General features: G+C 71.2%; 20 protein-coding genes and 1 pseudogene. 14 read left to right on the top strand and 7 right to left on the bottom strand.

Going from position 1 to position 24,873, the window contains the following annotated elements:
- The 3 genes from AB0M46_RS45020 to AB0M46_RS45010 form a co-directional block, all read left to right on the top strand.
- A partial coding sequence (locus AB0M46_RS45020) for a transglycosylase domain-containing protein (RefSeq protein WP_363346638.1) occupies nt 1-1,890 on the top strand: 1,890 nt, incomplete at its 5' end.
- A gap of 75 nt (nt 1,891-1,965) precedes the next feature.
- Entirely contained in the window at nt 1,966-3,174 is a 1,209-nt protein-coding gene (locus AB0M46_RS45015) for a glycosyltransferase 87 family protein (RefSeq protein ID WP_363346636.1), read from the top strand.
- Between the two features lie 10 nt (nt 3,175-3,184).
- Complete coding sequence (locus AB0M46_RS45010) at nt 3,185-4,669, top strand: glycosyltransferase 87 family protein (protein WP_363346642.1); 1,485 nt, start codon at nt 3,185-3,187, stop codon at nt 4,667-4,669.
- Nucleotides 4,670-4,829: 160 nt separating this feature from the next.
- Here the strand turns inward: AB0M46_RS45010 and AB0M46_RS45005 are convergent, their stop codons facing one another.
- Nucleotides 4,830-4,988, bottom strand: a complete 159-nt coding sequence (locus AB0M46_RS45005; RefSeq protein WP_363346634.1) for a hypothetical protein — start codon at nt 4,986-4,988, stop codon at nt 4,830-4,832.
- 330 nt (nt 4,989-5,318) lie between these two features.
- Here AB0M46_RS45005 and AB0M46_RS45000 point away from each other — a divergent pair, with 330 nt between their 5' ends.
- The gene (locus AB0M46_RS45000) at nt 5,319-5,528 is read left to right on the top strand and encodes a hypothetical protein (protein ID WP_363346632.1); all 210 of its coding nucleotides are present in this window, start codon (nt 5,319-5,321) and stop codon (nt 5,526-5,528) included.
- 76 nt (nt 5,529-5,604) lie between these two features.
- Here the strand turns inward: AB0M46_RS45000 and AB0M46_RS44995 are convergent, their stop codons facing one another.
- The gene (locus tag AB0M46_RS44995) at nt 5,605-7,881 is read right to left on the bottom strand and encodes a hypothetical protein (RefSeq protein ID WP_363346630.1); all 2,277 of its coding nucleotides are present in this window, start codon (nt 7,879-7,881) and stop codon (nt 5,605-5,607) included.
- A complete protein-coding gene (locus AB0M46_RS44990) occupies nt 7,878-8,651 on the bottom strand; it encodes a deoxyribonuclease IV (RefSeq protein WP_363346628.1) in 774 nt (257 codons plus the stop codon). The genes AB0M46_RS44995 and AB0M46_RS44990 overlap by 4 nt, the downstream gene beginning before the upstream one ends.
- Before the next feature lie 261 nt (nt 8,652-8,912).
- Here AB0M46_RS44990 and AB0M46_RS44985 point away from each other — a divergent pair, with 261 nt between their 5' ends.
- The 5 genes from AB0M46_RS44985 to rplI all read left to right on the top strand — a co-directional run bounded on the left by AB0M46_RS44985 (nt 8,913) and on the right by rplI (nt 11,614).
- Complete coding sequence (locus tag AB0M46_RS44985) at nt 8,913-9,710, top strand: hypothetical protein (protein ID WP_363346626.1); 798 nt, start codon at nt 8,913-8,915, stop codon at nt 9,708-9,710.
- 231 nt (nt 9,711-9,941) lie between these two features.
- Nucleotides 9,942-10,232, top strand: coding sequence for a 30S ribosomal protein S6 (rpsF, locus tag AB0M46_RS44980; protein WP_033359943.1), 291 nt, complete (start codon nt 9,942-9,944; stop codon nt 10,230-10,232).
- A 120-nt stretch (nt 10,233-10,352) separates the two neighbouring features.
- Nucleotides 10,353-10,892 (top strand): single-stranded DNA-binding protein, encoded by a 540-nt coding sequence (locus AB0M46_RS44975; RefSeq protein ID WP_363346624.1) that lies wholly within the window; start codon nt 10,353-10,355, stop codon nt 10,890-10,892.
- Nucleotides 10,893-10,912: 20 nt separating this feature from the next.
- Complete coding sequence (rpsR, locus tag AB0M46_RS44970; RefSeq protein WP_223100246.1) at nt 10,913-11,152, top strand: 30S ribosomal protein S18; 240 nt, start codon at nt 10,913-10,915, stop codon at nt 11,150-11,152.
- Nucleotides 11,153-11,164: 12 nt separating this feature from the next.
- Complete coding sequence (rplI, locus tag AB0M46_RS44965; protein WP_363346622.1) at nt 11,165-11,614, top strand: 50S ribosomal protein L9; 450 nt, start codon at nt 11,165-11,167, stop codon at nt 11,612-11,614.
- Between the two features lie 472 nt (nt 11,615-12,086).
- On the opposite strand, the gene AB0M46_RS44960 is transcribed toward rplI, so the two are convergent.
- On the bottom strand, nt 12,087-15,980 hold the full coding sequence (locus AB0M46_RS44960; protein WP_363346640.1) for a replicative DNA helicase: 3,894 nt from the start codon (nt 15,978-15,980) through the stop codon (nt 12,087-12,089).
- A gap of 450 nt (nt 15,981-16,430) precedes the next feature.
- Between AB0M46_RS44960 and AB0M46_RS44955 the strand changes: the two genes are divergently transcribed.
- Both AB0M46_RS44955 and AB0M46_RS44950 read left to right on the top strand, forming a co-directional pair.
- Entirely contained in the window at nt 16,431-17,027 is a 597-nt protein-coding gene (locus AB0M46_RS44955) for a hypothetical protein (protein ID WP_363346620.1), read from the top strand.
- Nucleotides 17,028-17,117: 90 nt separating this feature from the next.
- Complete coding sequence (locus AB0M46_RS44950) at nt 17,118-18,638, top strand: von Willebrand factor type A domain-containing protein (RefSeq protein ID WP_363346618.1); 1,521 nt, start codon at nt 17,118-17,120, stop codon at nt 18,636-18,638.
- Here AB0M46_RS44950 and AB0M46_RS44945 read toward each other — a convergent pair.
- The 3 genes from AB0M46_RS44945 to AB0M46_RS44935 are packed head-to-tail and all read right to left on the bottom strand — an operon-like array spanning nt 18,629 to nt 23,001.
- Nucleotides 18,629-19,252: a phosphoribosyltransferase family protein gene (locus AB0M46_RS44945; RefSeq protein ID WP_363346616.1), complete on the bottom strand. Its 624-nt coding sequence runs from the start codon at nt 19,250-19,252 to the stop codon at nt 18,629-18,631. The genes AB0M46_RS44950 and AB0M46_RS44945 overlap by 10 nt on opposite strands.
- Before the next feature lie 9 nt (nt 19,253-19,261).
- Nucleotides 19,262-20,452: a glycosyltransferase 87 family protein gene (locus tag AB0M46_RS44940; protein ID WP_363346614.1), complete on the bottom strand. Its 1,191-nt coding sequence runs from the start codon at nt 20,450-20,452 to the stop codon at nt 19,262-19,264.
- Between the two features lie 14 nt (nt 20,453-20,466).
- Nucleotides 20,467-23,001, bottom strand: coding sequence for a bifunctional diguanylate cyclase/phosphodiesterase (locus AB0M46_RS44935; protein ID WP_363346612.1), 2,535 nt, complete (start codon nt 22,999-23,001; stop codon nt 20,467-20,469).
- Between the two features lie 357 nt (nt 23,002-23,358).
- Between AB0M46_RS44935 and moaC the strand changes: the two genes are divergently transcribed.
- The 3 genes and pseudogenes from moaC to AB0M46_RS44920 all read left to right on the top strand — a co-directional run.
- Complete coding sequence (gene moaC / locus AB0M46_RS44930) at nt 23,359-23,835, top strand: cyclic pyranopterin monophosphate synthase MoaC (protein WP_363346610.1); 477 nt, start codon at nt 23,359-23,361, stop codon at nt 23,833-23,835.
- Nucleotides 23,832-24,299, top strand: coding sequence for a MogA/MoaB family molybdenum cofactor biosynthesis protein (locus tag AB0M46_RS44925; RefSeq protein ID WP_363346608.1), 468 nt, complete (start codon nt 23,832-23,834; stop codon nt 24,297-24,299). The genes moaC and AB0M46_RS44925 overlap by 4 nt, the downstream gene beginning before the upstream one ends.
- Before the next feature lie 49 nt (nt 24,300-24,348).
- A pseudogene (locus tag AB0M46_RS44920) lies at nt 24,349-24,873 on the top strand (molybdopterin molybdenumtransferase MoeA); the annotation flags it as partial.

The raw sequence follows: 24,873 nt of genomic DNA, 5'->3' as shown, positions 1-24,873 counted from the left end.
CAGCAGTACACCAAGGGCGAGATCATGGCGATGTACCTCAACATCGTCTACTTCGGCCGGGGTGCCTACGGGATCGAGGCCGCGTCGCAGGCGTACTTCGGCAAGCCGGCGGAGAAGCTGAACATGGCCGAGGGCATGGTCCTGGCCGGGCTGATCAAGAACCCCGAGGGCACCAAGGGCAAGGGCAGCCCGTTCGACCCGAACATTGACAAGAAGCAGGCGACGGACCGGTTCGACTACATCAAGGGTCAGATGTTGAAGCTCAACTTCTGCTCCGCGGCCGACGCGCCGACCAAGATGAAGTACCCGGACACGGTCATCACGCCGGCCGCGGCGCGGGCCAACTCCGTGTCGGCGCAGAACATCAACAAGCCCGAGGGTCTGATCATCCACCACGTGCTGGGTGAGGTCGCGGCGCTGACCGACCCGAAGACGGGCGCGTTGCTGTACGAGGACACCGACGCGGACGGCAAGAAGAACTTCGACAAGATCCGCAACGGCGGCCTGAAGATCGTCACCACGATCGACAAGGACATCCAGCCGATCGCAGTGCGCGAGGCCACCGACAACAAAGAGTCGAACATGTACAAACAGCCGGGGAACCTGCAGGCGGCCCTCGTGGCCGTCGAGCCGGGCACCGGCGCGGTCAAGGCCTACTACGGCGGCGACAGTGGCAGCGGCAATGACTACGCCGGCTACTACAACGACCCGGTGCTCGGCGACGGCAAGGACAGCTGCTGCGGCGGCCACCCGCCGGGCTCGACGTTCAAGGTCTACACCCTGGCCACGGGCCTCATGGCGGGCTACAAGATCGACTCGATGTGGGACGGCAACTCGCCGGCCGACTTCCCCAAGAGCGGTCGTACCGCGAAGAGCGGCAACCCGGTCAAGAACGCGGGCGACGGCTCCCCGTCGAAGCCCAGGTGCGACTCGGGCCACGGCGACTGGTGCACCCTGCAAGAGGTCACCGTCATGTCGCTCAACGTGCCGTTCTTCGCGCTCACCGAGGCGGTCACACCGGCCAGGGTGATCGACACCGCCCGGGCCGCGGGCATCACCGACATGTGGGCCAACGTCCAGGGCAAGTCGACCAAGATCGACCTGGTGAACAACGACGGCGCCAAGGTGTCGCCGACCTACTTCTCCACCGAGGTGGGCTTCGGGCAGTACCCCGTGACGGTCCTCGAACACGCGGGCGGCATCGCCACCTTCGCCGCGCGCGGTCTGGCCGCCAAGACCCACTTCCTCAAGGAGGTGTGGCAGGACGGCACGAAGACCTACGCCGAGGTCATCGCCCCGAAGCGGATCCCGGGCTTCACCGACCAGATGTCCGACGATCTCAACACGGTGCTGCAGGGCGTGCCGACGCACTACAAACTGAAGGCGCACGACGGGCGGCAGGTCGCCGGCAAGACGGGCACTTGGCAGTACGGCGAAGCCGGCTCGTCCAGCGGCAACGCGCACGCCTGGATGGTCGGCTACAGCGCCTACGATCCGGCGAAGAAGTCCCCGGGTCTGGCGGTGGCGGTCTGGGTCGGCAACAAGGCCAACGAGCAGCCGATCAAGGACAAGAACGGCAGAGCCGTCATCGGTGGCACGCTGCCCGGCCCGATCTGGATGGACTTCCTCGACGCCGCACTGACGCAGCTCAAGGAGCCGAAGGTCAACTTCCGGCCGCCGGCCCACACCGGGCGGATCGAGGTCGGCACCGGCATCTCGCCGCAGCCGAGCCTGGCGCCCACGTTCGACCCGAACTTCCCCGGCAACGGCAACGGCAATGGGGGCGGGGGCGGCAACGGGGGCGGACCCGGCAACCCGGGGGATACTCCGGGCCCGGGCGGTAACGGCGGCGGCATCGTCCCGACCGATCTTCCGACGCGAAGACGCTGACACCCGAGAGGTGTATGGCCACGGTCCCGGCGGTATGTTCGCCGGGACCGTGGCCCTTTTCGTGGGAGGTGGGCGTTGGACGCCGGCAGGCGCAGGGTCGTCCGGTGGGTGCTGCTCGGGCTCTTCGTGGCGCTGGTCGTCTATGGCCACGTCTGGTACCGCAACCGCCACGACTGGTTCGACCTCGGCATCTACCGCCAGGCCGTGAACTGGTGGCTGGACGGCCACAACCTCTACGACTTCGTCAAGCCCGACGACACCCAGGGCGCGCTCGGCTTCACCTACCCACCGTTCGGCGCGTTGGTCCTGGTCCCGTTCGCGGTGCTGGGCTGGCTTCCGGCCGTCGTGCTCTACAGCGTCGTCACGGTCGCGGCGGTGCTCGTCACGACGTACTGGCTGCTCGCCCCGATCGCCCGCGAGAAGGGCTGGGACCTGCCGTTCGCGCTGGTCCTGGCGCTGGCCGTGATCAGTGCCCTGGAGCCGATCCGCGAGAACTACACGTTCGGCCAGATCAACATGGTGCTCGTCCTGCTGGTCCTGGCCGACCTGCTGGTCCTGCTCCCGAGAGGGAGCCGCTGGGCCGGCGCGCTCATCGGCCTGGCCGCCGCCATCAAGCTCACCCCGGCCATCTTCGTCGTCTACCTGCTGGTCAGCCGCCGGTACCGGGCGGCGCTGACCGCCGCGGCCACCGCAGCCGCGGCCAGCCTGCTGGCGTTCGCCGTCATGCCGCGCAGTTCCGTGCGGTTCTGGACCGACGCGTTGTGGCAGGGCGAGGGGATCGGCAATGCGGCGTACACCTTCAATCAGTCCTTCTACGGCATGCTCGCCCGGCTGTCCGCCCCCGGCGAGCCCAACCGGCTCGTCTGGGCTGTGCTCGTGCTGCTCGCCCTCGGGTTCGGGCTGTGGCGGGCCCGCCGGGCGGCGCTGGCCGGCGACGAGGTGGTCGGGCTGACCATCACCGGGCTCGTCGGCTGCCTGATCAGCCCGATCACCTGGGTCCACCACATCTACTGGTTCATCCCCGCGCTGATCGTGCTGGCCGCCGCCTCCCGCTGGCGGGTGGCCCTCGCGGTCGGCGTCGCGCTCACCGTCGGGCTCGGCCTGGTCTCCTGGTACGAGCAGGGGCTGCCGGTCGACCCCTGGGGCCACGGGGTGTGGGGCTTCCTCATCAAGAACTGGTACCTGTTGCTGATGGTGGCCCTGCTCTTCGCCGTGCCGATCCGGCCCGGGGCCCGCGTCCAACCGGGGGTTACGTCCGCTTCCGAGCCAGCGACGGTACGGTGACACGATGCCGATGAGACCGGGCCAGCCGAGCCTGCGCCCTGAGCATCTAGTCGACGAGCCCGCCAACTCCGACCGCTTCATCGGTGGCCTGTCCGAGTCGATCGGCGGCCCCCTCGGCACCCACGCCGTCCGCAGCAGCGTCCGGCTGCCCGGCGGTGGCCGGTTCTGGACCCCGGCCCGCGTGGTACTGCTGCTCATCTGCGCCATGCTCAGCTTCCACTGGGTCCAGAAGTCCCCGTGCCGCGATGCCGCGTGGACGGACATGAAGCAGTACAAGTACTTCTGCTACACCGACGTCCTGGCGCTGTACTACGCCGAGGGCCTCAGCGAGGGCCAGGTCCCCTACAAGGACCACCCGGTCGAGTACCCGGTGCTCACCGGCGCCTTCATGGGCGTCCTGGGCCTGCCGGTGCACGACCTCAAGCAGCGCGGCGTCGTGCAGAACGACGGCCAGACGTTCTACGACGTCAACGCGGTCGTGCTGGGCGCCTTCGGCATCGCCGCCGTCGCCGCCACCCTCGCCGTGCGCCGCCGCCGACCCTGGGACGCGGCCCTGCTCGCCGTCGCGCCCGCGCTCTTCGTGTCCGCGACAGTCAACTGGGACCTGTTCACGGTCGGGCTGACCGCCGTGGCCATGGTCTATTGGGCGAAGCGAAAACCTGTGCTCGCCGGCGTCTTCCTAGGCCTGGCGACGGCGGCGAAGTTCTACCCGATGCTCATCATCGGCGCGCTGCTCGTGCTCAGCCTGCGCACCGGCAAATGGAAGGACTTCTTCGTCGCCGTCGGCACCGGCGTGGTCACGTGGGGGGTCGTCAACGCGCCGGTCGCGTACTTCTTCTGGGACTCGTGGATCAAATTCTGGTCCTTCAACCAGGAGCGCGGGATCGACTGGGGCACCCTGTGGTACATCGGGGCGCACTTCCCGCGGGGCTCCGGGCAGTACGGCTTCCCGTTCTTCGGGAACCTGGACACGGACCCGCAGCACGGCACGCTCAACATCCTCTACCTGGGGCTGTTCCTCATCTGCTGCGCGGGCATCCTGATCCTCGGCCTGACCGCGCCGCGCACCCCGCGCCTGGCTCAGCTGGCGTTCCTGATCGTCGCCGCGTTCCTCATCACGGGGAAGGTCTGGTCGCAGCAGTACGTCCTGTGGCTGATCCCTCTCGCGGTGCTGGCCCGGCCCAAGTGGGGGGCGTTCCTCGCCTGGCAGATCGCCGAGGTGATCTACTTCGTCTCCTTCTACGGGGAGCTCATGGGCGCCTCCGGCCGGCAGGTGTTCCCCGAGGGCGTCTTCGTGCTGGCCTCGCTCCTGCGGCTGGTCACCCTCGCGATCCTGGTCGGGTACGTGATCCGGGACATCCGTCGGCCCGAGGAGGACCTGGTCCGGACCACCTACGAAGGCCAGGACCCGGACGCCGGCGTCTACAACGACGAACTGCCCGAGGAGGAAGAAGGGCTGGCCCCTCCACCGCCGGCCCTGGCGCGGGCGGGATAGTCCGTTTCACGTGAATCACAACGGCCCGGGCGGTTTCCGCGCGGGCCGTTTGTGTGCTCGTTTCGAAATGTCGGGCGCTGGCGCGCCACGACATTCCGGACTTTTCGCCCGGCGGGGTATCTGGGGTGTTTCTGGTATCTGGGTGTTTCTGCGCTATCTGTTAGGCCGCGGCGCCGACGGGCTGGTCGGCGATGTTCAGGCGGGCTGATACGAGCATGGCCAGCAGTACGACCGCGCCGGCCACCCCGAAGACCACGTCGAGGCCGACGATGACGCTCGCCGGCTTCGAACTGATGGCCCCGCTGCTATCGGCCGGCAAGGCGGTTCACGCCGGCGGCCGCTCGGTCGTCACCACGGTAGACGTCTTGCGAGCCTGCCTCCGCGTGCGCACCGACATGCGCGCCACCTCCGGCCGGACGACGTGCCGCCGCCGACACCGAGCCGGCGAGATCGCACCTGCCCCACGAGGCGCCGATCCGCGAGGATGCGTGGGGCCGGATCGAGGCGCTGGCCGCGCTGCGGGAAGCGGCCCGGCTGGCGTCCGGCGACCGGCCGTGGACCTCGCCGTCAACCTCGGCGGGAAGGGCGGGCCCGTCGCTGCCCAGCAGTCGCCGATCCGCCGGGATGGGCCCCCTTCACCGCAGCAGCGATGGCCGCGATCGACCGAGCGGTGCGCGTGCCGCTCGCCCCGCAGCCCGGCCGCCTCGCCGTCGGCCCGCTCGTCGCCGCCGTGCTGGCCGACCCGGACGCGGCGGTGACGGCGCTGCTCACCGCGCGCGGCCTTGACCCGGACGACCTGCGCGGCCCTCGGCACGCCGTGACGATCGCCGCCATCAGCCAATGGCTCCGGGCGTTATGAACACGGCCTGGGCATCTCCGGTGGCGCGGCTCGACCTCGGGCCCGCGGCCGTTGCGGGCCCGTCCTCTCCCCGCGTTCAGCCGTCGATCTTGTACGTGATCACGTCGCCCTGTTCGGTTCGGGTGATGCCTAGGCCGTCGATCGGGGCGTCGATGGCACGTGCGTACGGCGTCCCGGCAGCCTCGTCGCGCAGCACGACCACCGTGCGGATCTTCATCTCGCGCAGCTGGGTCACGGTCGCCTGGTCCGGGAACTGCTCCATGTTGAGCCGCAGGATCTCCTGGTTGCTCGGGGTGAACCCGCTGCCGCCGTTGACCATCTTCGGGAAGCCGTCGGTGCTCCAGAGCATGACGTTCATGTCGAACAGCTGGCTGGACGGCAGCACCATCACCGGCCCCTGCACGGTGCTCATCGCCACCGGCGCGGGCGGCACCGTCGGGTTGGGGCCCATCTGGTGGTTGGGGCCCGTCTGGTGAACGCCCTCGGCCAGCACGAGCAGCAGCGGGATCAGCGTGACGATCCGCCACACCCCGGCCTGGTCGCGGACGTCGGACTGGGTGCGGTCGGCGAAGAGCTCGACGGCCCGCTCCGCGAACGCGCTCACCGCGCCGGCCGCGAGCAGCGCCAGGAACAGCGTCACCCAGACCATCAGCCGGCCCGAGGTACGAATGCCCTCGAAGCCCGGCAGCATCCGGTACAGCGCCAGGTACCCGTAGTCCCCGTCACCCGGCCCGTTGGTCCCCATGGCGAGCATCGCCGTGCCCACGGCCCCGACGCCGAGCAGGAGCCGGTGCTGCAGCCGCCAGATCGACACGAACAGGCCTGCGAACGCCAGCCCGTACAGGAAGAACCCGGGCAGCAGCGCCATCTCTGGCGCCCACCCGAGCGTCGAGCGGGCGTTGGCGTAGGCGTCGCCCCACAGCCACGACTCCGGCGGCGAGATGAAGAGCCCCTTCAGCGGTGGGGAGAACAGTCCGATGATGTCCGCGCTGCGCTTGGCCTCCTGGTGCTGCTTCAGGACCTGCAGGTACGGGTAGGCCATCATCGCGCTCACCGCGACGAACACCAGCCCGCCGCCGAGGTTGGCGAGGAGCAGCTTCCAGCCGAACGGCCGGCGCCCGGCCCCCCGGTTGCGCAGGTGCTTGTATCCCCATGTGACGGCCGAGGCCAGCACGGCGGTCAGCAGCGCATACGCGAACGGGATGCCGATGCCGAAGCCCAGGCTGATCTGCCAGGCCGCGACCAGCCAGCCGGCGAGCACCCAGCCCCACCGCCGCTTCTCCGGCTCGTACCCACGCCGCAGCGAGAACCCGTGCCCCCGCGCCAGCATCGCCAGCGCCAGCGCGATGCCACCGATCGACAGCACGTGCAGGTGCCCGGCCTGCCCCAGCCGCCACGGCGCATACGCGAACGCCGCCCCGGCCACCGCGGCCCCCGTGCGCCCTGTCCCGAGCTGGCGCGCCAGCGCATAGGCGCCGAAGAACGCGAAGGCGAAGATCAAAACAAAGATGATGTTGTACCGCACGATGGCCGCTACGGGCCCCGAACCGATCATCCCGGCCGGCGCATACCCGAGCAGCGTGTCCGAGAACGCGTAGGTGTACTGGTCCGGATAGAACGCGTTGGCCTGCCAGAGCTGCAGCGGGTCGGTCGTGAGGATGTGCCCGGCCCACGACATCTGCCACGCCTGCAGCGTCGGGTCCCAGATGTCCTGCGGGATCGTCGTAGCCGGGTACTGCAGCGCCGGCCACGTCATGATCGCCGCGAGCAGCACCGATCCGAGCGCCGCCAGCGTCCACTCGTGTGCGAAGAACCGGGCCAGGCCCGACCTGGTCCGCCGCGTGATCCGCCCGAACCGGCTCGGCACGAACTCCGGCTCCGGCGCGAACGCGGTGAACGGGTCCGCCGGCTCCTTGCTCGCCGCCGCGGCGTCCTTCCCCTCGTCGGCCTGCTCGCCGCCGTCCTCGTCCCGCCGCTGCTTGCCGGTCTCCGGCTCGTCCTCGCCCGGCTGAGCGGCGGCCGGCCCGGTGGCGCGGCCCTTCTCGTCGCCGGGCGCCTTTCCTGCCGGCTCGGTGTCGCCCGGGTCTTCGTGACCCGCGGCCTCCCCGCCCGGCTTTGCGTCGTCGGCCCCGGCCGGCGCCGGCTCCCCGGAGTGAACCCGGTCGGAACCGTCATCCCGGGCCGCGTCGGCGCCGTGCTCGGCCCTGCCGTCGGCGGAGGGTCTCTCAGCGGGCTCGGCGTCCGTGTTGCCTTGATCGCCGGGGGTGAGGTCGGTGGAGCGGCCCTTGGTCCGGGGACGGCCGTCCGATGGCGGCTCCTCCGACACCGTCGGCTCCGACGAAACGTTGCTCACGCCAGCCGCTCCCGCAGGTAGTTGATGTCGGCGGTCTGGCCCTCGGCCCCGCCGGGGGTCTCGACGAGCGCCGGCGCGCCCGCCGCACGGATGACCGCCACGATCAGCTCCGGATCGATCTCGCCCGCGGTCATGTTGTCGTGCCGGTCGCGGCCGGAGTCGAAGCCGTCGCGCGAGTTGTTCGCGTGGATCAAGTCGATGCGGCCGGTGATGGCCTTGACCCGCTCGACGATGTCGAGCAGATCCTCGCCGCCGGCGAAGGCGTGGCACGTGTCGAGGCAGAAGCCGACCTCATAGTCGCCGATCGCGTCCCAGAGCCGGGCGAGGTTGTCGAAGCGGCGGGCGCAGGCGTTGTCGCCCCCGGCGGTGTTCTCGATCAGGACCGGCGTTGCGAATCCGCCCTGGTCGGCGGCGTAGGCAAAGGTCTTGCGCCAGTTGTCGAAGCCCGCCGCGAGGCCGTCGGCCTTCTCGACGTGGCCGCCGTGGACGATGATGCCCTTGGCGCCGACCTTGGCCGCGCCGGCCGCGTGGCTGAACAGCAGCTTGCGGCTGGGAATCCGGATGCGATTGTTCGACGATGCGACGTTGATCCGGTAGGGCGCGTGAATATAGACGTCGGTCTCGGCGCTGCGGAGCGCCTCCGCATCGTCGCGATCCTTCGGATCGGTCCAGCCCTGCGGGTCTGTCAGGAAGAACTGGATGAGGTCGGCGCCCCGGGCGGCCGCCTCGGCCAGCGGCTCAGCGGGGTCGACGTGAGCACCGATTCGCATGCCGCAGAGCCTACGACGTGGGTGTGACAGTTTGTGCGGCGTGCCGGTGGCGCCGACCGAAGGGTCCGGAATGCCAGGCTTCCGTCACCGTCCAGTCGCCCCCGTCGTTACGCACGTAGCCGCCCGTGATCGCCCCGGCGATCGAGCGGGCCTTGTACAGCTCGATGGAACGACCCCCAATCGATTCCCCGAACCCTGGATGGCTACTGGATGGCTACCTTGTCTGGACACCGATCGGCAGTCCGCCTGGCGGCTACCGCCGTGGCACTCGCCGCTGCGGCCCTGACCGTGGGCGCCAGCCCGGTGAGCGCCGCCCCTGAGACACCGACGGTGGAATTCGCCGGTGGCAGCGTGCTGAGCCTGCTGGTCTGCAAGTCCCAGCCGAGCACGGGCAACGTCTCGGTGCCGGCCGACTCGCGGGTGAACTTCGTCAACCGCCTCGGCCAGAACGCGAACCTGAAGGTCGACGGCCAGAGTGTGGCCACGGTGCAGCCCAACCAGCAGGTGCCGGTCCTGTTCAAGAAGGGGCCGGTCGAGGTCGCGATGACCTTCGACTGTGGCGTCGGCGTGGTGCAGCAGTTCAAGTCGGTCTCGGTCGGCGTGACCGCGGCGCCGGCCCCGACCGCTACGCAGGCGACGCCCGGGCAGGCGCGCACCGGCGGCGCGACCCACCCCGCACCCGCCGGGCCCGCCGGTGCCGCGGCCGGCGCGGCGAACCACGCGATGAGCACCGGCGCCGCGGCCCAGTCGTCGAAGGCGCCGCGCGGCCAGGCCGGTGCGGCGACCGCCACGGACGCCGCCGGCGAGTCCGGCACCGAGCCGATCGACCCGTCGCTGCTCGACCCGAGCGCCGCTGCGGCCCCGGCGGTGGGCGCCGGCCCGAGTACCCCGGTCGACGACCGGGTGCTGGTGGAGGTGCCGGTAGCGGCGAGCGGACCGGCGCGCAACGGCCCCGCCGGCCTGCTGGCGCTCGTGGCGACGGTCTGCGCGGTCGGCGTGGGAATCGCCGCAATTCGGGCTATTATTGCTCAACGGGCATCACGCGCGAGCTTCGCATAAGGTACGGTTTTCCCTAGCTCCGCGGGGCGCAGTCATCCAACGCACCGGTGTGGTCGTTCCTCCCCAGGTCCCACCCAAAGAAGCGGATGACGCGCCCCGCGGTCTTTTTCTGTCTTGACACCTCAGCGTGTACTCTGGTTCGGTCCATCGGCTTTTCGCGCGGATGGACGACGCATGACCTCCTGCCGCGGATGGACCGCGGCCGCTTAGCCCGTAGGAGGTGAGAACGTCTTGCGTCATTACGAGATCATGGTGATCCTCGACGGAAGTCTCGAGGAGCGCACCGTCGCCCCGTCGCTCGACACGTATCTCAACGTGATCCGGACGTCGGGTGGCTCGGTGGAGAAGCTCGACGTGTGGGGCCGCAGGCGCCTCTCGTACGAGATCAACAAGAAGACCGAGGGTATCTACGCCGTCATCGACCTCCAGGCCTCGCCGGAGTCGGTTGCCGAGCTGGACCGTCAGCTGCGACTCAACGAGTCCGTGCTGCGCACCAAGGTCATCCGGCCCGAGGTCCGCTGAGCGGAAACCCCGGGCGAGATCGATCTGCTTCGCCCGGCCACGGTCGCGGGCGCGACGGCAAAAACTGTCGTACCCCTGTGACATCGTGGCCATACACCAGCGCGCGAGGAGTTGACTCATATGGCAGCGGGAGATACCACCATCACGGTCATCGGTAACCTGACCGAGGACCCTGAGTTGCGTTTCACTCCGTCGGGAGCAGCGGTCGCCAAGTTCCGGGTGGCATCCACCCCCCGGATCATGGACCGTCAGACCAACGAGTGGAAGGACGGCGAGCCGCTGTTCCTGTCCTGCACGGTGTGGCGGCAGGCGGCCGAGAACGTCGCCGAGTCGCTGACCCGCGGGTCTCGGGTCATCGTCTCCGGTCGGCTCAAGCAGCGGACCTACGAGACGCGCGAGGGTGAGAAGCGCACCGTCATCGAGCTGGAGGTCGACGAGGTCGGCCCGTCGCTGCGCTACGCGACTGCCAAGGTGCAGAAGATGTCGCGCAGCTCTGGCGGTGGCGGTGGCTTCGGCTCGGGCGGCGGCGGCGGCAACGGCGGCGGCGGTGGCGGAGGCGGCGGGTACAACGATGACCCGTGGGCCAACGCGACGCCGGCTGGCGGTGGCGGCGGTGGCGGCAGGTCGAGCTCATCCTTCGACGACGAGCCCCCGTTCTAATGGCATCAGGAGCAAGAGCAATGGCGAAGGCTGCGGCCCTGCGCAAACCGAAGAAGAAGGTGAACCCTCTCGACAAGGAGGGCATCGCCTACATCGACTACAAGGACACCGCCCTGCTGCGGAAGTTCATCTCCGACCGCGGCAAGATCCGCGCTCGGCGGGTGACCGGTGTGACCGCCCAGCAGCAGCGGCAGATCGCGCGCGCCGTCAAGAACGCGCGCGAGATGGCGCTGCTCCCCTACACCGCGACCACGCGCTAAGGGGCGGCCGATATGAAGATCATCCTTACCCAGGAGGTCACCGGCCTCGGGACCCCCGGCGACATCGTCGAGGTCAAGGACGGTTACGGCCGTAACTACCTGCTTCCGCAGGGCTACGCGATTCCGTGGTCCAAGGGTGGCGAGAAGCAGATCGTGACGATCAGGCGTGCCCGCTCGGCCCGCGAGATCCGCGATCTCGGCCACGCCAACGAGGTCAAGGCCCAGCTCGAGGGCCTGACGGTCAAGCTGTCGGTTCGCGCCGGCAAGGAAGGCCGCCTCTACGGCTCGGTCACCTCGGCCGAGGTCGTCGAGGCCGTGCAGAAGGCCGGCGGGCCCCAGCTGGACCGCCGCCGCCTCGAGCTGCCGGGCCACGTGAAGTCGGTCGGCGACTACAAGGTGCAGATCAAGCTGCACCCGGAGGTCGCCGCGGTCTTCACCCTGAAGGTCACGGCCGCGAAGTAGCACCACCAGGCACGGCAGAAGGGGCCCCTCATGGCGAGGGGCCCCTTTCGCATCTCCCCGCCGGCCCACAGGCGACCATCGGCCGAGGTCGGTGGCGGCTGGGGGCAACGCGCGGGGAGCCATGCAGGGCAGCACGCCGTGTGGCAGATCGGCGAACTGGCCGCGGTGGTCGTAGCTGCGGCACGGCCGGGGAACCTACGGGGGCAGCCCGCGCGCCGGGTGCCAGCTGGAGCGGCCCACGCGCTGAGCGTGCCCCACAGCCAAGGGACGAGGACGGCCAGCGCCCCGGGCGGGAGGCCAAGCCCCGAACGGTCAGGTCACGGACGGCTAAGTTGCGGGCGGTCAAGCCACGGGCGGTCAAATCGCGGGCTGTCGAGCTGCGGGCGGACAAGTGGCCCGGCTGCGATCGGGAGCGGACCGCGGCGCTCAGCGGCTCGGGTGAAGGAGTGGCCAGCGGGCCGGGGTGGAGGGGTCAGATTGCCATGTCGACGAAGCGGGACAGGTGGAGCTGGGCGGCGACCGTCACGGTGTCGGTGGGGCCGTTTCGGTGCTTGGCGACGATGAAGTCGGCCTCGCCCGCGCGCGGGGACTCCTTGTCGTAGTAGTCGTCGCGGTGCAGCAGGATCACGACGTCGGCGTCCTGCTCGATCGAGTTGTGCGTTGCGATGCCGTTGGCGACGAAGTTGTGCACGCCGAGGACGGTCGCGTCGTACACCTCCTGCTCGCCGATGCTCTCAATCGAACGGATCTCATCCCAGAAGACGTCGTTCGTGGCATGCAGGTCCAGGTCGGCGCGGTCCAGGACCGCCGCCACTTGCGCCAGTCGGGACCGGCTCGGCGCGTGCTGCCACATTCCATTGCCGTTGGACTGCGCTGCCATGGCCGGCGTGAAGTCCCGGTGCGGGACTCCCTGCTCGACCAGCGCCGCACGGACCGAGTCCCACACTTGCTTCGGGATCGTGTCGACGTTCGGATTGGCGGTGAGCTCCTCGAGCCGCGCACCCAGCCGCTCGCACGGCCCTCCCCGCGCGCCGTGGACGCCGATCTCGCGAATGAAGCGGAGCTGCTCGTCGCGGCCGGACACCTCGAGCGTGTGGCCCGGCCCGTGCGGCCCCGGTGTGGTCGTGCGCATGTGCGACGTAATGCCGAAGCGCAGCAGCAGGCGGGCAATCCCGTCGAGCATTGCCGGGCTCGTGGAAGCGAAGGAGATGCGCCCTGCGTTCGACTCCGGCAGCAGCGTGACCGAACCATCGGTCGCCCACAGGTGCCGTAGGAAGAGTCGGACCTGCTCCTTGGGAAGTGCGAACAGCGCGTCGGGGAGGAACTTCTCATGCGCGCGCAGCCCGAACAGCCCGAGCCGGTCGAGCCACTCGGCGATCGGGTCGCGCCGGCCGTGGGCCGGGCGAGACGGGGCGGGAAAACGCAGCGTCGACGCCGGGTCGTCGTCACGCACCGCGGTGATCCCGAAATGCGCCGCCGCCTCGGCGACCGTTGCCAGGTTGGCCTCGTCGACGCTCACGTAGCGGATCGGCTGCCGCCGGACGAACGACCCGTCGCCCAGTAGGTGGGCGAGGAGTACCACCTCCGGCTCCGGCCAGGGCTCGATCGCCAGCGGCGGCGGCACGTGCCGCGGCACCGCGATCCGGCCGCCGACCGCGAGCTCACCGAGGGGCGTCCAGCCCGAGAACGCGAGGAACGGATGGTTGGCCGTCGCCTCGATCACCCGTCCGGACGCGAGCCGCATCCGGAACACTTCCTTCCGCCCGCTGGAGAACGCGTGGGTCATCGTGCGCGGCACGTATTGCAGCTTCTCGTTCAGCGCCCACACCGGAACGTCCCGCGTGCCGGAGGCCATCAACTCGCCGATGGTGATCTCTGCGTTGGTGTCGGCCCGCATGATGCGCGTTGCGGCGGTCAGACAGCCCGACTCGCGCAGGTCGGACAGCTGGGGGCGCTTGTCGGTGCGCTGCTCCGGGCCACGGTTGAGCTGGCTCACCGCGACGACCGGGCACTCGACCTCCTTGGCCAGCAGCTTCAGGCCACGGGACAGGTCGGCGACCTCCTGCTGGCGGCTCTCCGTGCGCTTCGGGCTGGTCATCAGCTGCAGGTAGTCGACCACGATGAGCTTTAGGTCGTGGCGCTGCTTGAGCCGGCGGGCCTTCGCGCGGATCTCCATCAGGTTCATGCTCGGGGTGTCGTCGACGAAGAGCGGGGCCTCGCTGATCTCGCCCATGCGCCGGGCCAGCTTGGTCCAGTCGTCGTCGGAGAGCTGGCCCGAGCGGAGCACGTGCAGCGGCACCCGTGCCTCGGCCGAGAGCAGGCGCATGACGATCTCGACCTTGGACATTTCCAGGCTGAAGATCGCCGAGGCCATGTTGTGCTTGACCGAAGCCGCGCGGCTGAAGTCCATGGCGGCCGTTGAGTTGTGGGTGGGGATCATCGCCCGCCCGGCGAGGTACATGTGATCGGCGTTGTCGACCTGCACGCAGCGCACCGGCACGCTCGGCACCGGGCGGACGGCGACGATGAAGCGCGTCGAGGTGCGGGCGGTGGTCACCGTGCGTCGGCGCTGCAGAATCGCGGTCTGCTTGCGCTCGAGCCGGAACACCTGATCGGCGGTGGTGAAGTTCAGGGTGTACGCGATCGAGGAGGATGGCGTGCGCCCGCGAACAGGCCGCCGGGTCATCGTGCAGCGGTACCCGAGGCTGACCACGAGCTCGAATACGTCGTGGGCGAGGCGTTCACTGGTGGACGTGAACTGCACGTTGCCGGTCGATGTGACGGTGCCGTCGGTGTCGAGGAGGCCGGCGAGCAGGGCGCGGCGCTGGGATTCCGACACGCGGAGGTAGTGCGCGGGGATGTGCTTGTTGCCCAGGACACCCAGCTCGCGAAGCTGCCGGGTCAGGGAGTTGCCGGGCTCGGCGGCGTGCAGACCGTAGAGCATCGGGTGGGCGGTGCTCGGCCTGACCCGGATGCCTTCGGCGGCGATCGCCTCGGCGATCTGAGGGTCTCCCGTGGTCAGGCGCGGGGCGGCCGAGTGGCCGTCGCCGAGCCAGGCGCCGAGCGTATATGGCGGCACGGGGAGGTCGCGCTCCGGCAGCTGCAGCGCCGCGGCATTCTCGACTGCGTGGTTGGCCCGGCCGTCCGCGAGGTGGTAGAGCGTGGCGGCGATCTGCGCGGTCGTGACCACGTCCGGATGCGTCGCGGTTGTCTCCGCGTTGACCAGCCGGTTCACCCGCCGGTTCAGTGCCTCGAGCAACGCCCGTCGCGAGTAGGCCGGCATGGAGCGCGACCACGGGCGACCCGCCCGGGTGTACTGCCGGACGAGCGTGCCCACCTGGCCGACCTCATGTCCGGCGACGTGCAGGACGTGCCGGAACCGGTCGCCGACAAGTTCGACAGCGTCGCCGAATGTGACCAGTTGGTCCGGGCCGGTCGCCGCCGCCCGGTGGACGGCGGCAAGTTCGGCACGGGCCGCGGTCGGCCACTGCGGCGACCGCTTGTTCTCGGCTCGCTGGCGGCGAGCGGCCCGGGTCGTGGTCTTCCACAGGTGCTCGGCATCGGCGACGATTACCGAGCCGTCGGAGAACTCGACCTCGAAGCAGGGCCGGCCGTGGCGCACCTCGAACGCGTTGACCACGGTCGTCGGGCGGCCGTCGGCGCCCAATAACCGATCGCCGGCACGGACCTCGGCCATCGTGGTCCAGCCGTCCGGCGTGGGTAGCGGCGTGTCGAGGGCCAGGGCCTTCCCGAGACCGGGCCGACCGGCGACGATGATCAACTGGCCGGCGTGCAGGCCGTTGAGCAGGCGGTCCAGGTCGCTGAAGCCCGTCGGGACGCCGGTCATCATGCCGCCCTGGGCGCCGACGGCCTCGATCTCGTCCAGGGTGGGCTGCAGCATCTCGGCGAGGACGGCGAAGTCCTCGCTCACGCGCTTCTCGGTGACGTCGTAGATGGCCTGCTGGGCCAGGTCGACCACGTCGTCGACGTCGCGGCCGCCCTGGCCGCTGGAGCCGTAGCCGAGCTGGACAATGCGGGTGCCGGCCTCGATGACGCGGCGCAGCACGGCGCGCTCGGCGACGATGCGGGCGTAGTAGCTGGCGTTGGCGGCGGTCGGGACCGTCGTCATGAGGGTGTGGAGATACGGGGCGCCGCCGATCTTGGCGATGTTGCCCGAGTCGGTCAGGGTGGCGGCGACCGTCACGGCGTCGGCCGGCTCGCCGCGGCCGTAGAGGTCCAGGATCGCGTCGAAGATGATGCTGTGGGCCGGCTTGTAGAAGTCGTGGGTCTTCAGGATCTCCACGACGTCGGCCACGGCGTCCTTGGACAGCAGCATGCCGCCCAGGACGCTCTGCTCGGCCGCCACGTCCTGGGGTGGGGTGCGCTCGAAGGTCTCGGCGCCGCCCGCGGGGCGCTCGCGCTCGGGGCGCTGGCCCGGCGGCTCAGGGCTCGCGTCGTCCCACGGATCCGTTCGCCTGTCGTCTGTGATCGACACTTCGCCCCCCAACGTCACCCCCGCTCGCGGGTGTGACGAGTCCTCGCCGGCGCGCAACGCGCCTGGGCAACCGTATGGGGCGACTGGCGTTCGAACAAAGTTAGCCGGTGGAAAAGGGTATGGACAACCTGTGGAAGACGGGGCCCAAGCTTGGGAAACGTTGTGCACAGGGCTGTGGATAACTCCTCGTGACGTACCGCTGCATGGGTCTTGAACTGGTCTTTCGTCATCCACAGCCTGTGTGTGGAAGAAAGAGGGATGCGGATCTTTCGGCTGGACGGCCGATTGCGCGAAGGTCACGAACAGGTGACGCTCCGGCACGTGGGTTACCCGGATTGGGAGAGGTCTCGCGGCGGCCGCGAGCGCCAGGGGACGGAGACCGGGCGATGGGATCCGCGGCAGGAGCGGTGGATCCCCCAGCAGCGCGCGCCCGATCGGGACGACTACTACGGCGTCGAGCCGTTCCCGGCCCGCTCCGACCCGCGCCGGCCGGGCCACGGCCGGGTCCTCGACCACGACGACTGGGTCGAGGGCGACGCCGAGGACGAGGACGAGGACGACGAGCCGGACCAGCGCAGCGTCTACATCGGCTCGTTCGTGGCGACCGCGTGCTGGTATCTGATCCCGCTCGCCATGTACGCCGGCTGGTCGTTCACGCTGTCGTCGCAGCCGCGCCCGGGCTGCACCAATGCCTTCGGGCTGGCGTGCCCGGCGCCGCGCTCGGAGGCGTTGAGCCACCTCATGAGCGAGGTGCCCGAGATCGCGGTGGCGATGGCCATCAGCATCGTGATCGCCATGATCCTGGGCAAGGTGACGACGGGCTGGCGGCCGTTCGCGATCGGGTTCGCCAGCGCTGTGCTGGGGGCGGGGGTGGCGACGGTCGCGTTCGCGGTACTCAAAACGCAACTGCACGCATAGATCACCGTTAGGTCACCTTCCGGTCACGCCGGGAGCCGCCGGCGACGAGCCCTCGTCTGACTGACCACACACACCTCAGGGAGGGCATCGATGGTCAGTCAGTTGCGCGTGGTCGCGGTCGCGGCGCTCGCACTCACGGTGCTCGCCGCGTGCGGGGCGGGCGTGGAGGAGCGCAGCTCGGACAGCGGCAAGGCGGCGCCCAGGGTCACCGGCTACGGGCCGCCGGGCACTCCGGAAGGCCTCGCCAAGGGCGCCGCGACCGCCGAGGCCGCCGGCCGCGCGGCCGAGGGCGAGGTCGCGGCGGCCGACCGGCCCGTGTCGACGTTCGCGGTGGACGTCGACACGGCCTCGTACGGCTTCGCGCGGCGCACCCTCGCGGCCGGGCGCCGGCCCCAGGCCGGCACGATCCGGCCGGAAGAGTTCGTCAACGCGTTCGACCAGCAGTACCGCGAACCGGAGGGCAACGGCTTCGCGATCAGCGCGGACGGGGCCCGGCTGCCGGACACGCACCGCAACGCCGGGGACGGCGCGCGGCTGCTGCGCGTCGGGCTGCAGACCCGTGGCGAGTCCGACGCGACCCGCCCGGACGCGGCGCTGACCTTCGTCGTGGACGTGTCCGGGTCGATGGCCGAGGCGGGCAAGCTCGACCTGGTCCAGCACGGGCTGAGCACGCTCGTCGACCAGTTGCGCCCGACCGACTCGGTGGCCGTCGTGGCGTACTCCGACCGGGCCGAGCTGCTGCGCCCGATGACCCCGGTGCGCGACCGGCAGGGCCTGCGGGACGCGATCGGCCGGCTGAAGGTCTCCGGGAGCACGAACCTGGAGGCGGGCCTGCGGATGGGGTACGACACGGCCCGTCAGGCCTTCCGCGCCTCGGCCACCAACCGGGTCGTCCTGCTCTCCGACGGCCTGCCGAACGTGGGCACGACCGACGCGACGGCGCTGGTCAGGTCGGTGCAGGAGGCGGCGGCCAAGCAGATCAGCCTGCTCGGCGTCGGCGTGGGCAGCGACTACGGCGACAAGTTCATGGAGCAACTGGCCGACAAGGGCGACGGCTACGTCGTGTACGTCAGCGACGTGGCCGAGACGGACCGGGTCTTCGTGCAGCAGCTCCCGTCGACCGTCGCGCTGCGCGCCCTCGACGCGAAGGCGCAGGTCGAGTTCGACCCGAAGACCGTGCTGTCGTACCGCTTGATCGGCTACGACGACCGGGCGCTGTCGGCCTCGGAGTTTCGCAACGACCGGGTGGACGGCGGCGAGGTCGGGCCCGGCCACGCGGTGACCGCCCTCTACGCATTGCACCTGCGGCCCGGCGCGCAGGGCCACCTCGCCGACGTGCGGGTGCGCTGGCAGGACCCGAAGACGCGGGAGGCGAGCGAGCTGAGCCAGCCGGTGACGGTGACGGTGCTGGACGAGGGCTTCGACCGCGCCCCGGCACCGGTGCGGGTCTGCTACGCCGCGGCGTACCTGGCCGAGGTACTGCGGGCCAGCCGCTACGGCGACGAGGTGCGGCTGGCCGACCTCGAGGCGATCGCGGCGCGCGCTGGGGACGGGCGCCAGGTCCGGGAGCTGGTCGAGACGATCAACGCGGCGGCCAAGCTCTACCCCTGAAGCAGGCGGGTGACGTCGGCGTCGGCGAGCTGGCGGAAGTCGTCGTAGTACCGGCTCACGGCGCCGAAGTCGGCCTCGGCGATGGGGCAGATCACCTCGTCGGCGGCGCGGCGCAGGCGGGCGACGGCGGTGTCGGCGCCGACCGGGGCGGCCAGCACCACCCGGGCGGCGCCGAGGCTGCGGGCCACGGCGACCGCGGCCCCCGCCGTCGCCCCGGTGGCCAGGCCGTCGTCGACGACGAGGGCGACCCGGCCGGCGAGGTCGAGCGGGTCGCGGCCGAGCCGGAAGAGCCGCTCGCGGCGCTCGAGCTCGGCCTTCTCGTGCCGCACGACCAGGTCGATCTCGTCGGGGTCGAGCCGTTCGGCGATCTCGTCGTTGAGCACCTGCACGTCGCCCGGGCCGAGGGCGCCGAACGCGACCTCGGGCGCCCAGGGCACGCCGAGCTTGCGCACGACGAGCACGTCGAGCGGCAGATGGAGGCGGCGGGCGACCTCGGCGGCCACCGGCACGCCGCCGCGAACCAGGCCCAGGGTCACGGCGTCGGGACGGTCGGCGTACTCCACCAGGAGCTCGGCCAGGGCCGCCCCGGCCTCGACCCGGTTGCGAAAGCCCATTCCCCCTGTCTACACCGGGTCGGGCTTCGGTAAACGCAATGACCACCACAGGGCGAGGAAGGCGACCGGGTACAGCAGGTAGCCGAAGCGGGTGCTCGGCGTGAGCATGATGGCGGCGGTCAGCCCGGCGGCCACGTACGCGGCGGCCGCCCCGGCGTCGGCCGGCGGCCTGCGCAGCAGCCGGACCGCGATCACCGCGCCCGCCAGCAGGAGCAGGACGAGCGCGATGCTGCGCCCGCCCTCGGTGGCCGCCGCGATGAGGTGCCCGGGCAGCGGGGACTGCGCCGGACTCTCGACCAGGCCGTGGCCCGACGGGAAGCGCAGGGCGTTTTCGAGGTACGCGTCCGGGTCCACCACCAGCGCCGGCACCAGGGCCAGGATCGGCAGGCCGAGCGCCCCGGCGGCGAACCGGGCCGCCACGGCCGACCTCCCGCGGCGGACCGCCAGGACGAGCAGCACCAGGGCGACCGGGAGCGCGAAGAGCTTGAGCGCCCCGGCGGCGCCGATCGCGATCCCGGCGGCGCCGAAGCGGTCGCGGGCGGCCAGGGCGATGGCCAGCAGGCACAGGGCGAGCACGGGCAAGTCGTCGCCGCCGGTGGCGAGGGTCAGCGTGGCCAGGGGGAGGGCGGCCACGGCCTGCAGCGGGCGCAGCGTGCGGTCGTCGGAGGCCAGGGGGCGCAGCAGGCTCATGCAGTACCACAGGCAGAACATCGTGACGATCGCGAACCAGACGCGGGCGTCGGTCCACCACGCGGCGCCGAAGGCCGCGCGCGGCAGGCCGAAGACGGCCATGCCGGGCTGGTACGGCGCGTAGCCCAGCAGGCGATCGGCGCCGGGAAGGGCGGCGATGGCATCGTGGCCCAGGTACGGCGTGCCGCTGTCCACCAGCCGCCGGCCCATCTGCTCGACGACCAGCACCTCTTCCTGCGCGCGATCGGTGCGGCCGCCGGCGCGCTGCACGGCCTCGGCGACGAGCGGGAGCAGGGCGGTGGCGGCGAAGGCCAGGTACGTCACCGGCCGCCGGCCCAGGACCAGCACCAGCGCGACGGCCACCGCGTAGCCGATCCAGGCGATGGCGCCCCACGCCCGGTGGGGCAGGAGGGTAGAACTCAGCGCGGTGATCCCGGCGAAGGCGGCGCAGAGCGCGTAGCCGGCGGCGTCGAGGAGGCGGGGGCGCAGGTCGGTGGCGATGCGACCCATTCTGGCCCGGCGGCTCAGGTGGAGCGCTCGCGGCCCGGGGGCTCGCCGCCCATGCTCATCCGGCGGGCCCGTCGGCTGCGCGACATGCGGATGACCGCGCCCGTGTCGTGCAGCGGGGCGGCCAGGTGGCCCCGGCCGCGCTCCAGGGCGGCCAGCAGCCGGTCGGCCGGCATGGCGCGGGCGAAGAGGTGCCCCTGGCCGGCCGGGCACCCGAGATCCCACAGCTGCTGGCGCTGGTCCTCCCGCTCCACCCCCTCGGCCACCACGAGCAGGTCGAGGCTGCGGCCGAGGTCGATGGTGGAGCGCACGACGGCGCCCGGTGCGGAGGTCTCCATCGCGGCGACGAAGCTGCGGTCGATCTTGAGCTCGTCGACCGGCACCCGGGCGAGGGTGGCCAGGGACGAGAAGCCGGTGCCGAAGTCGTCGAGGGCGAGGCGGATGCCCAGGTCGTGCAGGGCGGCCAGGACGTCGTCGACGACCTCGAGCTTGCTCAGCGTGACCGACTCGGTGAGCTCGATGACCAGCGCCGAGGAGGGCACCCCGCGGGCGCCGAGCCGGCGGGCCACCGCCTCGGGGAACGAGGGGTCGAGCAGGCTGCGCGGGGAGACGTTGACCGCGACCGGCACCGGGTAGCCGGCGTCGCCCCACTCGATCGCCGCGGCGAGGGCCTGGTCGAGCACGGCGTCGGCGAAGGCGGCGAGCTGCCCGGAGCGCTCGATGGCGCCGAGGAAGCGGTCCGGCGGCAGGTAACCGCGGTCGGGGTGGTGCCACCGGGTCAGCGCCTCGGCGGCGATGACCCGCCCGCTGGCCAGGTCGACGATGGGCTGGAAGTGCACGGTGAACTGCCGCTCGGCGAGCGCCCGGGCGAGGTCGCCGCCGAGGGTGAGGCTGCCGACGTCGGCGGTGTCGTGGGACTGGGCGTAGACGACGATGCGCTGGCCCTCCTGTTTGGCCTGGTACAACGCGACGTCGGCCCGGCGCAGCAGCTCTCCGATCGTCCCGCCGGTGCCGGTGGCCACGCCGCAGCTGGCCTCGATGCTGATGCGCATGTCGTCGAGCGCGATCGGCGGGGTGAGCGCGTTGAGCATGGTCTGCGCGCGCAGCTCGGCCAGGGCGGGGGCGCTGAGCCCGGCGAGGATGACCGCGAACTCGTCGCCGCCGAAGCGGGCGACCAGGTCGCCGGGGCGGGCGGCGGCGGTCAGGCGCTCGGCGACCGCGACGAGCACCCGGTCGCCCTCGGCGTGCCCGAGGGTGTCGTTGACCTCCTTGAAGTGGTTGAGGTCGATGAGCACCACGCCGACCACGCCGGCGCCCGAGCCGACGGTCAGGATCTCGTCGCCGTACTGCTGCAGCCGCCGCCGGTTGGCCAGCCGGGTCAGCGGGTCCTGGGCCGCGGCCCGCGCGTGGCTGTCGGCCAGCCGCTGCGTCTCGGCGAAGGTGGCGGCGTTGCGGATCGCGGTGCACAGGGCGGCGGTGAAGGTGCGCAGGGTGTACTGCTCGCGCTCGGTGAACCGGACGGGGCCGTGGCCGCGCCAGCGCAGCCGCAGCTCGCCGAGGTCCGCGTCGCCGCGGTAGCTCTCCAGCGCGACCGGGATCAGGAAGCCCTCGGCGGCCGGCGCGTCCTCGGGGGCGCCGTCGAAGAGGATCTGGGTGCCGTTGCTGCGCACCAGCCGGTCGCCCCCGGTCGGCGGGTGGATCTCGACCTCGGCCTCGTCGGTGGAGAAGATGTCGGCTGCGCGCCGGACGGCGGCGTAGAGCACGGCGGTCTGGTCGACGGAGTTGAACTCGTCGGTGGCCTCGGCGAGGCGCTGCCAGGCCTCGTTGCCCTGGCGGGTGCGGACCTGGTTGGCCGCGGCGAGGTGGATCGCGTAGACCAGCGGCGGCAGGACGAGCAGCAGCCACTCGCTGATGTGGTAGGCGGCGATCGTGGCCAGCGCGACCGCGAAGAGCCCCAGCCGGGGGACCACCTGGGTGTTGAGCTGGGCGACCAGCCGCTGCCGGTAGGAAGTGTCGGTGACCGTCGCGAACAGCGCCTGCGAGACGATCTCGTCGGTCAGGGTGTAGGCCAGGAACGCGGCGAACATGCCGGGAATGACGTCGGCAACCGCGAATCCGGGTTGCAGCAGAATCGGATGCAGCCCGGTCAGGGTGGCGGCGAAGGCGGCCGCGGCGGCGCACAGCGTCTCTTTCGCGACATTGAAGCTCACCTTTACCGGGTCGCTGAAGCGACGGGTGAGCATTTGGAGCAGTTTGCCGCAGAGTGTCCCGAGAATGAGCGGCGCGGCGGGCAGGAAGGCCGCGCCGACGGTGATGATCGCGGTGGTCGGCGAAGTCTCGATCGTGGTCGACCGGACCCGGACGCGGATGACCACGAAGCCGTTGCCGATCATCACGAGGATCAGCGCGAGCATCGGCAGGAACTGCTGCTCGTGGTCGGTGATGTGCCCTAGGGCCCAGAGGCCGACGCCGGCTCCGCCGACGACGACGGGACCAACGAGACGCCACGGGCGCCGGTTGGTCGCGTCGTCGGTTCGCGGTCTGGTCTGCATCGCCGTCGATGCCCATCGTTACCGGCGTTGTGCCGGCGTTGTCAATCCGTCGTGCGGGCTAAGCCCAGTCGTGATCCTTGCGCATCATTTCGCCTCCAAAGGTCGTCTGCTGATACGACCCCCCGCTGCGTCTCATGGATCGAAATAAATCGAAGCCGTGAGCGCTGAACGCAGCCTAGGGTGCGAATCGCAAGATGCTCAAGGCGATTTGTCGGTCGAATCATAGTTTGCGAACTATAGCGGTCCTTGTCACGAATTGATGAGGTGAAGTGACGCTCCGTATGCCGAATCGACGCGGTCAGCCCCTAGCGTGCGGGATCAAGCCGCTGTTCGCGCGGCGAGGACTAAGCTCGCCGGGTGTCGAGAGAGCTGACCCATGTGGACGCGTCGGGCGCCGCCCGGATGGTCGACGTGGCCGCCAAGGAAGTCACCGCGCGGCGAGCGGTCGCGGCGGGAGTCGTGCGCACCACAGCCGAAGTGGTCGCCCTGCTGCGCGACGGAGCCCTGCCCAAGGGGGACGCGCTGGCGGTGGCTCGGATCGCCGGGATCATGGGGGCCAAGCGCACCCCGGACGTGATCCCGCTGTGCCACCCGATCGCCCTGCACGGCGTGACCGTGGACTTGACGCTGGGTGACGACTCGATCTCCATCGAGGTCGTGACCCGCACCGCGGACCGCACCGGCGTGGAGATGGAGGCGCTCACGGCGGTGGCGACGGCCGGCCTCGCCCTCATCGACATGATCAAAGCGGTCGACCCGGCGGCCTCGCTGGACGCCGTGCGCGTGCTGCGCAAGGAGGGCGGTAAGACCGGGGTGTGGGAGCGAGCGCGATGAAGGCCGTCGTGGTGGTGGCCTCCAACCGGGCCGCGGCCGGGGTCTACGCCGACACCAGCGGGCCGCTGCTCGCCGAGGGCCTGCGTGGCCTGGGTTTCGAGGTCGGCGAGCCGGTGGTCGTGCCCGACGGGGAGCCGGTCGAGGCGGCGCTGCGCGCGGCCGTGGCCGAGGGGGCCGACGTCGTGCTGACCAGCGGCGGGACCGGGATCACGCCGACCGACGCGACGCCGGAGATGACCCGGCGGGTGCTCGACTACGAGGTGCCGGGCATCGCGGAGGCGATCCGGTCGGCCGGGGCGGCCAAGGTGCCCACGGCGATCCTGTCGCGCGGGCTGTCCGGCGTCGCCGGGCGCACCCTGATCGTCAACCTGCCGGGCTCCCGAGGGGGCGCCAAGGACGGCCTTGCCGTCCTGGGGCCGGTGCTGGCCCACGCCGTCGACCAGCTGCGCGGCGGGGACCACTAGGCTTTCCCACGTGACGTTACCGATCGCCTGGGCCGCCGCCCGCGAGGTGGTGTTCGAGGCGGGCTCCGCGGCCGCGCCGGGCCCGGTGCCGGTCCCGCTCGCTGCGGCCGACGGCCTCACGCTCGCCGCTCCCCTGGTGACCCTGACCGACCTGCCCGCCTTCCCGACGTCCAGCGTCGACGGCTGGGCGGCCCGCGGCCCCGCCCCGTGGCGGATCGTCGGTCGCGTGCTCGCGGGCAACGACGCGGAGCCGCTCGACGAGGACGGCACCTGCGTGGAGATCGCGACCGGGGGGATGGTTCCCCGCGGTACCACGGCGATCGTGCGGGTCGAGGAGTCCACCACGACCGACGGCGCCGTCACGGGCGAGCCCCGCCGCCTGCCCGACTGGCGCCGCCAGGGTGAGGAGGCCGCCGCCGGCGAGGAGCTGCTGCCGGCGGGCACCCCGGTCACGCCGGGCGTGATCGGGCTGGCCGCGTCCTGCGGGTACGACGAGCTGAGCTGCCACCCGGCCCCCCGCGCCGCCCTGCTGGTCTTCGGCGACGAGCTGCTCACCGCCGGCCCGCCCGGCGCC

Source organism: Dactylosporangium sp. NPDC051485 (assembly GCF_040682015.1).
In the GTDB taxonomy this organism is placed as follows: Bacteria; Actinomycetota; Actinomycetes; order Mycobacteriales; family Micromonosporaceae; genus Dactylosporangium.
Note: the sequence above shows the minus strand (reverse complement) of the source record. Positions and strands in the feature narration are given on the sequence as shown.